The sequence below is a fragment of the Sandarakinorhabdus sp. genome (assembly GCF_040398665.1).
In the GTDB taxonomy this organism is placed as follows: domain Bacteria; phylum Pseudomonadota; class Alphaproteobacteria; order Sphingomonadales; family Sphingomonadaceae; genus Sandarakinorhabdus.
The window spans coordinates 83,694-95,581 of record NZ_JBBATQ010000003.1 but is presented as its reverse complement, the minus strand read 5'-3'; the positions used below and the strand labels follow the sequence as shown (position 1 = coordinate 95,581).

Genomic DNA, 11,888 nt, shown 5'->3' with positions numbered 1-11,888 from the left:
TTCAGCCCGCCCGTCTCAGATTGAATTGCGTTTTGATTGATGCACTTCAACTCCCTCCCCCTTGCGGGGAGGGCGACTCGCGCCTCTTGGCGCGAGCGGGGTGGGGGTTGCGCCTTCGGTAGCAGCAGGCGGGAACCCCCACCCCGCTTCGGCCTCCTTGCGCGCGACGTCATCGAACCGGGGAAAGTCCTTACAAAGTTGGGCCCGTGTTTTCGTTGGTGCGCCAAAGCTCGACGATCGTGCGCAGCGCCGTGACAAACGCCAGCGGCTGATCGAGCATGAGGTGGTGGCGCGCCTTCGGAATGGCCATGATCGGTATATCGGTGCCGCCCAATTCCCGTAGATATTCAGCCGAGTCCGGTGTGAACAACAGGCTTTCCGCACCATAAACGATGGCCTTGCGGCCCGGAACGGCAACAACGCGCTTGCCCATCGCATGCCACCCCGGCTCCGCGTCGTTCTGACGGAAAACTTGCGGATCAAATTTCCAGGTCCAGTCCTCGCCGGCCCGACGCAGCGAGTGAAAGGCCATATAATCCATCAGGAACGGCTCACCGACAGGCTGTGGCGGGGACAGCACGTATCGGCTGCGCGCGGTGGGATAGTCCGGATAGCGGCGTTGCGGCTTGTCGGGGTCGCCCGAACCCGGACGCCCGTTGCCTTGCCGGTTTCGCGCCTCCAGCACCTCGGGCCGCAGCACCATCATGTCGCACAGGATCAAGCCGGAAAATCGGTCCGCAGCCAACGCCAACGCGGTCAGGCCGACCGAAGCGCCAAAGCTGTGCGCAATGATGACCGGCTTGGCCGGTCCATCGAACAGCCCAAGCGCCTCGGCAACCCCGACCATCTCTGCGCCGCGCGCATGCGCGTCGCAGCCAGGCCGGTTGGCGCTATCGCCCATTCCCGACAGGTCATAGGCGATGACATGATGATCCCCCGCCAGAAACGGTGCGATGAACGCAAAGCACCGCGCATGCGCCAGAAAGCCATGCGTCATCAGGATCGGAGGATGCGAGCGGTCGCCCCACCGAAAATAATGGATGCGCGTTCCCGCTACGTCGATGAAGCCTTCCTCGCGCGGCACGGCGAGTGCTTCATGAAACCAGTCGGGCAGCGCATCGGGCCGCGGTGCCCAAAGCGGGTCGATATCATCACGTGCGTCCACGCAGGGACCTCCTTGCAAACCGTTTGCATTTAGCGGTCCTTTCACGTCAGGACAAAGCCCTGAGATGCTGCAGGTTCAATGGTGAGGTGGTCCCGGAAAACCGGACAGGATGTCAAACCGTTCCCGATCTGAAGCATGGACGGGAGTTAAGACGATGAGAAAGCGGCATTCGGCTGATGTCAGGGCCAAGGTTGCCCTGGAGGCGAGCCGCGCCGACAACGTCCTAACATATTGATTAGGATCGATTTTACCTTCATGGTCGGGGAGACAGGATTCGAACCTGCGGCCCTCTGCTCCCAAAGCAGATGCGCTACCAGACTGCGCCACTCCCCGACGCATGCTTGCCCTAGGTGACGGCCCCGAAAAGTGCAAGGCTGGGCTCTGTTCGGCCTGTCACCGTCCATCTGATTGCAAAAGACCGGCCCCGGCCCGGCATCCCGTCCCGGCTTTTGACACGATTGACGAATCCGGCGGGAATTGGCGTTGAAAAGGCGTCCAGGATCGTCACCGGCACCATTCCCGAACAGCATGATGATGACAGAATGGCGGCGTGCAGGACAGGCCAGCGCGCGGACGATGGACCCGACGGGCGGGTTTCGGTGCGTCGGCCATGGTCGCTGGCGTCCCGGTATTACCAGAATCAAAATACGTAATATTGCCGATTGCTGCCCGGCGGGCGCCCCGGCATGCCGAGGTCGCACAATTTGGGGCAGGTTTATGGGCATGTTTGGCAGGATCATCAGTGGGGCGCTGCTCCTGGCTGCGACCGCCTGCGGCTCCGGCAGCAATGCGCCGCCACCGAAGCGCACGGAATTCAGCGTCGGCTGGTCGATCTATGCCGGCTGGATGCCATGGCCCTATGCCGCCCAGGCCGGCATCGTGAAGAAGTGGGCCGACAAATATGGCCTGAAAATCAGCATCGTGCAGATCAATGACTATGCTGAATCGGTCAACCAGTTCACCGCCGGCAAGCTGGATGGCGTGACCGTGGCCAGCATGGACGCGCTGACCATTCCGGCGGCGGCCGGCAAGGACACCAGCGCGATCATCACCGGCGATTATTCCAACGGCAACGACGGCCTGGTGGCCAAGGGCGCGGCCAGCCTCGCTTCGCTGAAGGGTCGGCCGATCAATCTGGTCGAGCTGTCGGTGTCGCATTATCTGCTGGCGCGCGCGCTCGACAAGGCCGGGATGACGCTGCGCGACGTGAAAACCGTCAACACGGCCGATGCCGACATCGTCGCCGCCTTTGCCAGCCCGGATGTCGAGGCGGCGGTCACCTGGAACCCGCAACTGTCGGCAATCACCGCCCAGCCGGGCGCGAAACTGCTGTTCAGTTCTGCCGACGTGCCCGGCGAGATCATCGATCTGCTGGTGGTCGATACGGCCACGCTGAAGGCCAACCCCGATCTGGGCAAGGCGCTGGCCGGCATCTGGTTTGAAACCGTGGCCTTGCTGCAGCGCCAGGATGCCCAGGGCAAGGCGGCGCGCGCGGCGATGGCGCAAATGGCCGGCGCCAGCCCCGAACAGTTCGACAAGCAACTGGCCACCACCTTCTTCTATGCTGATCCGAAGGCGGCGGTAGCAGCGACGGCCAGCGCGGCGCTGATCACCACCATGACCCGCGTGCGCGATTTCTCCTTCTCGCGCGGGTTGTTCAAGGGCGCTGCCAGCGCCGACGCCGTCGGCATCGGCTTTCCGGGCGGCAAGGCGCTGGGCGATCCGGCACGGATCACGCTGCGCTTTGACGAACGCTTCATGCAGATGGCGGCCGATGGTGCGCTATGATCGGGCGCAGCCACGCACGCCCGCATGCCAGTGATGTTTCGCCTTGTCGGGGGTGAGCCAAAAGATCAGCCGCCAGCAAGCCGTGCTGCTGGGCGCAGTGCCGATGGCGGCGCTGGCCATCGCCTATCTGGTGGCGGCGGCGATGCGGCACGCGGCCAATCCGGCCGATCGCCTGCTGCCGCTGCCCGGCGCGATGGCGTCGGCGCTGTGGGCGCTGGCGGCACAGCCCGATCCGCTCACCGGCAATTATCTGTTCTGGGCCGATACGCTGGCCAGCCTGCAACGGCTGGGGTTGGGCATGGGGATTGCGACGGTAACCGCGTTGCTGATCGGGCTGGCGCTGGGCGCCTTGCCCTTGGCGCGCGCCGCGCTGGGGCCGCTGGTGGTGGGCGTGGCGGTGATCCCGCCGATCGCGCTGCTGCCGATCCTGTTCATCGTATTGGGCCTTGGGGAGACGGCCAAGGTCGCCCTGATCGTCATCGGCGTCGCCCCGGTGATGATCCGCGATCTGGCCGGGCATGTGGCCGGCCTGCCCCCCGAACAGATCATCAAGGCGCAAACCCTGGGGGCCAGCAGTTGGCAGGTGATCCTGCGCGTTGCCCTGCCCCAGGCCATGCCGCGGCTGATCCAGGCCGCGCGGCTGTCGCTGGGCCCTGCGTTCGTGTTCCTGATCACCGCCGAAGCCATCGCGGCGGACGTCGGGCTGGGCTACCGCATCTTTCTGGTGCGGCGTTATCTGTCGATGGACATCATCATTCCCTATGTCGCGTGGATCGCCCTGCTGGCGATCGCGATGGACATGGCGCTGGTGGCGGGCGGGCGCCGGCTGTTCCCGTGGGCCGGGCGGCCATGACCGCGCTGCTGCAGATGCGCGACGTGTGGGTCGAATATGGTGACCGCATCGTGCTGGAACGGCTGAATCTCAGCATCGAGGAAGGCGCGTTCGTCTCCATCGTCGGGCCATCGGGCGCCGGGAAATCCAGCCTGTTGCGGCTGGTGCTGGGGCAGGAAGCGCCGACGCGCGGCCAGATCCTGCTGGATGGGCAACCACTGGCGGCGCAGTGCGGCCCGGACCGCGGCGTGGTGTTCCAACGCTATTCGGTGTTCCCGCATCTGACCGCGCTGGGCAATCTGATGCTGGCCCGCGAGTTCGCCGCCAGCCCGATCCTGGCCCGGCTGTTCGGCACCGCCCGGCGCAGCGCGCGCGAAGACGCGCTGGCGATGATGGCAGCGGTGGGCCTGGGCGATGCCGCCGGCCTGTATCCGGCGCAGATGTCGGGCGGCATGCAGCAGCGCCTCGCCATCGCCCAGGCGCTGATGATGCGCCCGCGCATCCTGTTGCTGGACGAACCGTTCGGCGCGCTCGATCCCGGCATCCGTGCCGACATGCATGTGCTGATCCGCCGGCTGTGGCGGCAGCACCGCCTGACCATCATCATGGTCACCCACGATATCCGCGAAGCCTTCACGCTGGGCACGCGGGTGATCGCGCTCGACAAGCGCCGCCACGATCCGCACGCGCCGCATCGCTTTGGCGCGGTCGCCACCTATGATCTGGCGCTGAAGCCCAAGGACGAGGCGCTCGACACGGTTGCGGTGGCCGGCGCATGAAAACGCAAGGCCCCGCGCCGCTGACCGCCTTGGCCCGGCTCAGCATCAGTCTGCCGGCGGCGCTGATGCGCAAGCTCGATGCGATGCTGCACGAACGCCAGATTGCAACACGATCGCAGTTGATTGCCGAGTTGATCAGCAATGCCGTGGCCGAGCATGAAGCGCTGGCGCACCCCGACGCGATCTTTGCCGGCACCATCACGCTGGTCTATCGCGCCGATCGCGGCCGGGTGCGCACGCAGCTTGCCCAGATCGAATCCGAATTCCTGAAAGAGGTGATTTCGGCCCAGCATGTCTTCCTGGAGGATGACCAGTCGCTGGAGGTGCTGTTGCTGCAGGGGCCGGCATGGCGGCTGCGCGCGCTGGCCGATGCGCTGCGCATGGTGCGCGGCGTGCAGCAACTGGATCTGGTGACCACAACGGCGCTGCTGCCGCCGCTGCATGAACAAGAGCGCACTGCAAATGGGAAACGGCTGCAATGATGGATAACACGCCCCTGCCCGGTCATGCGCTGGCCGATCCGCTGGCCGCGCGCGATCACGCCCGCGCGCAGGGCGGCACGATCGTGGAGGCCATGCCGATGCTGCCGCCGCTGGCCGACGACCTGCCTGCCGGCGTGGCGGCCGACGATCTGCTGTGGGAGGAAACCATCGCGGCGGGCGGCTATGCCACCCGCAGCCTGCCGCGCGGCGCCCGGCTGCGGCTGATCGATCTGCACGGTGATGCGGCGGCGACCATCCAGATTTTCAATGCCGAAATGCCCGGCGAGCGGTTGAATGTCGCCGATACGGTGAAGATCCAGTGGAATGCCTATCTGGGTGCCGGAAAGCTGCTCTTGTCCGACATGGGCCGGGTGCTGATGAGCATCGTTGAGGACAGCGCCGGCACGCATGATGCCTTCTGCGGCGCGTCCAGCCCGGTCAGCAACGCGGCGCGCTATGGTGACGGTGCCAACAGCGGCACGCACCCGTCGGCGCGCGATCGGCTGCTGCTCGGCGCGGCCAAACATGGCCTGGGCCGGCGCGATGTGCATCCGTCGATCACCCTGTTCAAGGGCGCGCGCATCGAAAGCGATGGCACGATCACGCCCCAGATCGGCCCGTTCGCGCCCGGCCGGCACATGTTGCTGCGCGCCGAGATGGACCTGATCTTCGTCGTGGCCAATTGCCCGCACGTGCTCGATCCGCGTGACGGTTACACGGTGACGCCGCTGCGCGCGACCGCCTGGCGCGGGGCCATCACGCCCGTCGATGATCCCATTCGCACCGCGACACCGGAAGGGCTGCGCGCCTTTCTGAATGTCGAAGACCATTATCGCCGCTGAGGATGCCTGCCATGCCCCTTGATCCGCATCTGGCCGGCCTGCCCGGCGCCATTGTCCATGATGACATCGTGCCGGCGCGCGCGCCCTGGCTGCATCCCGTCGCCGCCGGGCAGACGCTGCGCATCGTCGATCTGGAAGGCAATCAGGCGGTGGATTTCCTGATCTACGCCGCCGCCGATGATGCCGAGCGTTACAGCGCCCAGGATACGGTCGCGTGCCAAGCCAATCTGTTCCTGCGCACCGGCACGCGGCTGATGTCGAATGAAGGCCGGCCGATGATGACGATCATCGCCAGCGCCATCCCCTATCACGACACGATCGGCGGCGCCTGCAGTTGCGAATCCAACACGCTGCGTTATGGCCATCACACCAAATCGCAGCACGCCTGTGTGGAAAATTTCCTGGAGGCCAATCTGGGCCAGGGCCGCGGCAAGCGCGACATTGTTTCCAACATCAATTTCTTCATGAACGTGCCCGTCGAAGCCGATGGTGCGCTGGGCATTGTCGATGGCCTGTCGGCTCCCGGCCTGACGGTGGATCTGCGCGCCGAGATGGATGTGATCGTGGTGGTGTCCAACTGCCCGCAGATCAACAATCCCTGCAACGCCTTCAATCCCACGCCCGTGCGCATGATCATCAGCGCATGACATTCGATACCATCCTGATCGCCAATCGCGGCGCCATCGCCACGCGGATCATCCGCACCGTGGGCGCGATGGGCCTGCGTTCGGTCGCGGTGTTCTCCGATGCCGACGAAGCCTCTGCCCATGTCGCAGCCGCGAACGTGGCCGTGCGTTTGCCCGGGGAGCGGCCAGCCGACACCTATCTCGATGGCGTCGCCATCATTGCCGCCGCCAAGGCCACCGGGGCCGGTGCCATCCACCCCGGCTATGGCTTTCTGGCGGAGAACGCCGATTTTGCGGAGGCGTGTGCGGCGGCCGGCATCATCTTCATCGGCCCGACGCCGGACAATATCCGCAGCTTTGGCCTGAAGCACAGTGCGCGCGCCCTCGCCGAAGCCAACGACGTGCCGCTGGCGCCGGGCAGCGGGCTGTTGCGCGATCTTGACGAAGCCAAAACTGCCGCAGCGGCAATCGGTTATCCGGTGATGCTGAAGGCCACGGCGGGCGGCGGCGGCATCGGCATGCGTGTGTGTGCCGATGCCGCGGCGCTGACCGAGGCGTATGATGCGGTGGCGCGGCTGGGGCAGAACAACTTCGGCGATGCCGGCGTGTTTCTGGAACGCTATATTGCGCGCGCCCGCCATATCGAGGTGCAGATCTTCGGTGATGGACAGGGCCGCGTGGTCGCGCTGGGCGAACGCGATTGTTCGTTGCAGCGCCGCAACCAGAAAGTGGTGGAGGAAGCGCCCGCCCCCAATTTGCCCGATGCCGTGCGCACGCAATTGTTTGCCGCCGCAGTGCGGCTGGGCGAAGCCGCGCGGTATCGCAATGCCGGCACGGTGGAATTTCTCTATGATGCCGACACGCGCGACTTCTATTTCCTGGAAGTGAACACCCGGCTGCAGGTCGAACATGGCGTGACCGAAGCGGTGATGGGCATCGATCTGGTCGAATGGATGATCCGCGCTGCGGCCGGCGATTTTGCCATGCTGAACGCGCCGTCGCCGCAGCCGAATGGCCACGCCGTGCAGGTGCGGCTTTATGCCGAAGATCCGGCGCTGGACTATCGACCGACCACCGGGCTCCTCACTGCGGTGGAATTCCCCGCCGATATCCGCACCGAAACCTGGGTGATGGCCGGCACCATGGTCAGCGCCTTTTACGATCCGATGCTGGCCAAGCTGATCGTGCATGCGGCCACCCGCGACGCCGCGGTGGCCGGGATGGCGCGCGCGCTGGACGCGGCCCGCATCGATGGCATCGAAACCAATCTGCGCTGGCTGCGCGAGGTGGTGCGCATGCCCGCCTTCACCAGCGGCGCGGTGTCCACCCGCGCGCTGAACGATGTCGCCTATGCGCCGCGCGGGATCAGGGTGATCTCTGGCGGCACCGCCACCACGGTACAGGATTGGCCGGGCCGGTTGCATTACTGGGCGGTGGGTGTGCCGCCATCCGGGCCGATGGATGATCGCTCGTTCCGGCTCGGCAATCGCCTGCTTGGCAATGCCGAGGGCACCGCCGGGCTGGAGATCACCGTCACCGGGCCGAAGCTGGCCTTCACGGCCGCAACGCGCATCTGCCTGATGGGTGCCGATTTCGGTGCGACGCTGGATGGCGCGCCGGTGGCGCGTGGGCAAGCCATCGACGTGGCGGCGGGGCAAATATTGGCCATGGGCCGCGCGCAAGGGGGCGGTATCCGCGCCTATCTGCTGGTGGCCGGCGGCTTCGATATCGCGCCCTATCTCGGCAGCCGCGCGACGTTTGATCTCGGCGGCTTCGGCGGCCACGGTGCGCGCCGGCTGCTGGCGGGGGACATGCTGCACCTGGGCGACGAACCGGTGGGCGAAGCGCTGCCGGCCGCGCCCTTGCCGGCGCTGCCCAGCCAGTGGAATGTGCGGGTGATCTATGGCCCGCACGGCGCGCCCGAATTCTTCACCCCGGACGATATCGCCACCATCGTCGCCGCCGATTGGCAGGTGCATTACAACAGCAACCGCACCGGCGTGCGCCTGATCGGGCCAAAACCGCACTGGGCGCGCCGCGATGGCGGCGAGGCCGGGCTGCACCCATCCAACATCCACGACAATCCCTATGCCATCGGCGCCGTCGATTTCACCGGCGACATGCCGATCATCCTCGGCCCCGATGGCCCCTCGCTGGGCGGCTTCGTCTGCCCGTTCGTGGTGATCGCTGCCGATCTGTGGAAAATCGGCCAGTTGGTGCCCGGCGATACGCTGCGCTTCGTGCCGGTGACGCAGGATGACGCGCGGACGGCCGATGCGGCGGCCAAGGCACTGCTGGCCAACGGCACTGCACCCACCGAAGGCCCGGCGCGGCCGATCGCGGCGCTGTCCCCGATCCTCGCCGAAACCCCGGCCACAGCTACCCGGCCGCGCGCCGTCTATCGCGCCCAGGGCGATCGCTACATCCTCGTCGAATATGGCGAGATCGTGCTCGATATCGAATTGCGCATCCGGGTGGCGGCGCTGGCCACCGAACTCGATCGCCGCGCCCTGCCCGGCGTCGTTGATATCGTGCCGGGCATCCGATCCCTGCAACTGCATTTCGACGGCGAGCGGCTGGATCAGGCCGGCGCGCTGGCGGCGCTGCTGGCGGCGGACGAGCGGCTGGGCGAACTGGCGGATTTCACCATCCCGTCGCGCATCGTGCATCTGCCCTTGAGCTGGCGCGATCCGGCAACGCTGGAGACCATCCAGAAATACATGTCCGCGGTGCGCGATGATGCGCCCTGGTGCCCGGACAATATCGAATTCATCCGCCGCATCAACGGCCTGCCCGATGTGGCCGCCGTGGAGAATATCATCTGGCAGGCCCGTTATCTCGTGCTGGGCCTGGGCGACGTCTATCTCGGCGCGCCGGTTGCCACGCCGGTCGATCCGCGCCACCGGCTGGTCACCACCAAATACAACCCGGCCCGCACCTGGACCCCGCCCAATGTCGTCGGCATCGGCGGCGCCTATATGTGCATCTATGGCATGGAAGGGCCGGGCGGATATCAATTGTTCGGCCGCACCGTGCAGGTGTGGAACACGCACCGGCAGACCGACGCGTTCATCGAAGGCAAGCCGTGGCTGCTGCGCTTCTTCGATCAGATCCGCTTCTTCCCGGTGAGTGCAGAAGAGCTGGTGGAATGGCGGCGCGATGTGCCCAGCGGCCGCCGCGCCATCCGCATCGAGCCGTCGGAATTCCGCCTGGCCGATTATCGCCAGTTCCTGGCCGACAATGCGGGCGCCATTGCCGAGTTCCAGCACACCCGCCAGGCCGCGTTTGACGAAGAGCGCGCCGATTGGCAGCGCAAGGGCGAATTCGATCGCGTGGCCGATGACGGCGCCGCCGCCCCGACGGCGGCAGCGGTCGAAGTGCCTGAAGGCAGCGACCTGATTGAATCGCCGTTCGGCGGCAGCGTCTGGAAATTGCTGGTCGCCCCCGGCGATACGGTCGCCGCCGGTGACACCATCGCCATCATCGAAGCCATGAAAACCGAATGCCCCGTCGAAAGCCCGATGGCCGGCACGGTGGTGGCGCTTTATCTTGCCGAAGGCCGGCCGGTGCAGCCCGGCGCGCCGATGCTGGCGATCCGGAGGGCATCATGACCCGCATTCACGTCGCCGCCATGGCCAGCGCCGTGCAGAGCGGCAGCAGCAGCGCTGAAGCCGTGATGGCCGAAACGCTGGCCCGCATCGCCGCCTATGATGCGGTGCAGCCGCAGATCTGGATCAGCCGCGCCGCCGATGCCGATCTGTTGGCGCAGGCGCGTGCCGTGGATGCGCGCATCGCCGCCGGCGAAGTATTGCCACTGGCCGGCGTGCCCTTCGCCGCCAAGGACAATATCGACGTGGCGGGCCTCGCCACCACCGCCGCTTGCCCGGAATTTGCCTATCAGCCGGCCAGTGATGCGACCGTGATTGCGCGCCTGAAGGCAGCGGGCGCGATTTGCGTGGGCAAGACCAATCTCGACCAATTCGCCACCGGCCTCAACGGCACGCGCAGCCCCTATGGGCTCCCGCGCAACGCCCATGATCTGGCCTGGGTCAGCGGCGGTTCCTCCTCCGGTTCCTCGGTGGCGGTGGCCGCCGGGCTGGTGCCGTTCGCGCTGGGCACCGATACCGCCGGCTCCGGCCGGGTGCCGGCGGCGTTTCAGCATCTGATCGGCTTCAAACCCAGCCGCGGGCGCTGGAGCGGCACCGGCCTGGTGCCCGCCTGCCGCACGCTGGACTGCATCACCGCCTTCACCAACGATGCCGCCGATGCCGGGCTGGTCGATGCGGTACTGGCCGGCTTTGATGTGGCAGACGCCTATTCCAAGCCGCTGGCGGATCGGGCGCTCGCCGCCCGGCGCTTTGGCGTGCCGCGCCGCGATCAGCGCAACTGGTTTGGCGATATCGAGGCGGAATATCTTTACGAAAAGGCGCTGGCGACTCTCGCCACGCTCGGCGATGTGGTGGAGATCGATATCGCGCCGCTGCTGGAGGCGGCGCAGTTGCTCTATGGCGGACCGTGGGTGGCCGAGCGCACCGCCGCCATGGCTGGCATCCTCGCCAGCAACCCGGATGCCATCGATCCCACCGTGCGCGCCGTGGTCGAACAGGGCTGGCAGCACAGCGCCGTCGATCTGTGGAACGCCGTCTACCGGCTGGCCGCCATCAAGCGCCAAGCTGATCTGCTGTGGCACGATATCGATGTGCTGGCCTTTCCGACCACGCCGACCAGTTACCGCGTCGCGGAAATGCTGGCCGCGCCGGTGGGGCTGAACAGCAATCTGGGCCTGTACACGAATTTCGTGAACCTGCTCGACATGGCGGCGGTGGCGGTGCCGGCCGGGGTGAAGGCCAATGGCGTCGGCTTTGGCATCAGTTTCATCGCGCCGGCCGATACCGATCGGGCGCTGCTTGGCCTTGCCGCTGTCTGGGCCGACGCAACCGGCCACCCCGCACCACCACCACTTGATCTGGAGGGCAAGATGCAGACCGTGAAGCTCGCCGTTGTCGGCGCCCATCTGGAGGGGATGCCGCTGCACTGGCAATTGACGTCCCGCAACGCCGTGTTTGTCGGGGCGTTTGAGACCGCGCCCAGCTATCGCCTCCATGCCATGGCCGACAGCACGCCGCCCAAGCCGGCGCTGGTGTATGATCCGGGCGGCGCAGCGATCAAGATCGAGGTGTATGAACTGGGCGTCGCCGAATTCGGCAGCTTCGTCGTCGATGTGCCGCCACCGCTGGCCATCGGCACGGTCACGCTGGCCGACGGCAGCAGCGTGAAGGGTTTTGTTGCCGAACCGCGCGCGCTGAACGGCGCCACCGACATCACCCATCTCGGCGGCTGGCGCGCCTATATCGCCCAGCGCAGCGCCTGAAGG

9 protein-coding genes and 1 tRNA gene are annotated in these 11,888 nt (G+C 66.5%); 8 read left to right on the top strand and 2 right to left on the bottom strand.

All coding sequences use genetic code 11. The features are described 5' to 3' along the window. Positions 1 to 190: 190 nt before the first annotated feature. Positions 191 to 1,210 carry an alpha/beta fold hydrolase gene (locus ABWP22_RS05505; RefSeq protein ID WP_353198958.1) on the bottom strand — a complete coding sequence of 340 codons (1,020 nt, stop codon included), beginning with the start codon at positions 1,208 to 1,210 and terminating at the stop codon, positions 191 to 193. Between the two features lie 211 nt (positions 1,211 to 1,421). After that, a tRNA-Pro gene (locus ABWP22_RS05500) sits at positions 1,422 to 1,498 on the bottom strand. 390 nt (positions 1,499 to 1,888) lie between these two features. On the opposite strand from ABWP22_RS05500, the gene ABWP22_RS05495 reads away from it, so the two are divergent. The 8 genes from ABWP22_RS05495 (at position 1,889) to atzF (ending at position 11,885) form a co-directional block, all read left to right on the top strand. Beyond that, positions 1,889 to 2,953 carry a putative urea ABC transporter substrate-binding protein gene (locus ABWP22_RS05495; protein WP_502951090.1) on the top strand — a complete coding sequence of 355 codons (1,065 nt, stop codon included), beginning with the start codon at positions 1,889 to 1,891 and terminating at the stop codon, positions 2,951 to 2,953. Positions 2,954 to 3,056: 103 nt separating this feature from the next. After that, positions 3,057 to 3,806, top strand: a complete 750-nt coding sequence (locus tag ABWP22_RS05490) for an ABC transporter permease (protein WP_502951092.1) — start codon at positions 3,057 to 3,059, stop codon at positions 3,804 to 3,806. Beyond that, positions 3,803 to 4,564 carry an ABC transporter ATP-binding protein gene (locus ABWP22_RS05485; protein ID WP_353198955.1) on the top strand — a complete coding sequence of 254 codons (762 nt, stop codon included), beginning with the start codon at positions 3,803 to 3,805 and terminating at the stop codon, positions 4,562 to 4,564. Before ABWP22_RS05490 ends, ABWP22_RS05485 begins: the two co-directional genes overlap by 4 nt. Then, positions 4,561 to 5,046, top strand: a complete 486-nt coding sequence (locus ABWP22_RS05480; RefSeq protein WP_353198954.1) for a CopG family ribbon-helix-helix protein — start codon at positions 4,561 to 4,563, stop codon at positions 5,044 to 5,046. The genes ABWP22_RS05485 and ABWP22_RS05480 overlap by 4 nt, the downstream gene beginning before the upstream one ends. Continuing rightward, a complete protein-coding gene (locus ABWP22_RS05475; RefSeq protein ID WP_353198953.1) occupies positions 5,043 to 5,888 on the top strand; it encodes an urea amidolyase associated protein UAAP1 in 846 nt (281 codons plus the stop codon). Before ABWP22_RS05480 ends, ABWP22_RS05475 begins: the two co-directional genes overlap by 4 nt. Before the next feature lie 11 nt (positions 5,889 to 5,899). Continuing rightward, positions 5,900 to 6,535, top strand: a complete 636-nt coding sequence (locus ABWP22_RS05470; protein ID WP_353198952.1) for an urea amidolyase associated protein UAAP2 — start codon at positions 5,900 to 5,902, stop codon at positions 6,533 to 6,535. Beyond that, on the top strand, positions 6,532 to 10,125 hold the full coding sequence (gene uca / locus ABWP22_RS05465) for an urea carboxylase (protein ID WP_353198951.1): 3,594 nt from the start codon (positions 6,532 to 6,534) through the stop codon (positions 10,123 to 10,125). The genes ABWP22_RS05470 and uca overlap by 4 nt, the downstream gene beginning before the upstream one ends. Next, positions 10,122 to 11,885, top strand: a complete 1,764-nt coding sequence (gene atzF / locus ABWP22_RS05460) for an allophanate hydrolase (RefSeq protein ID WP_353198950.1) — start codon at positions 10,122 to 10,124, stop codon at positions 11,883 to 11,885. Before uca ends, atzF begins: the two co-directional genes overlap by 4 nt. The last annotated feature ends 3 nt before the right edge of the window (positions 11,886 to 11,888 follow it).

Coding starts and splice junctions, on each gene's coding strand:
- ABWP22_RS05495 (WP_502951090.1), top strand. CDS start 1,889: ATGTTTGGCAGGATCATCAGTGGGGCGCTGCTCCTGGCTGCGACCGCC.
- ABWP22_RS05490 (WP_502951092.1), top strand. CDS start 3,057: ATGGCGGCGCTGGCCATCGCCTATCTGGTGGCGGCGGCGATGCGGCAC.
- ABWP22_RS05485 (WP_353198955.1), top strand. CDS start 3,803: ATGACCGCGCTGCTGCAGATGCGCGACGTGTGGGTCGAATATGGTGAC.
- ABWP22_RS05480 (WP_353198954.1), top strand. CDS start 4,561: ATGAAAACGCAAGGCCCCGCGCCGCTGACCGCCTTGGCCCGGCTCAGC.
- ABWP22_RS05475 (WP_353198953.1), top strand. CDS start 5,043: ATGATGGATAACACGCCCCTGCCCGGTCATGCGCTGGCCGATCCGCTG.
- ABWP22_RS05470 (WP_353198952.1), top strand. CDS start 5,900: ATGCCCCTTGATCCGCATCTGGCCGGCCTGCCCGGCGCCATTGTCCAT.
- uca (WP_353198951.1), top strand. CDS start 6,532: ATGACATTCGATACCATCCTGATCGCCAATCGCGGCGCCATCGCCACG.
- atzF (WP_353198950.1), top strand. CDS start 10,122: ATGACCCGCATTCACGTCGCCGCCATGGCCAGCGCCGTGCAGAGCGGC.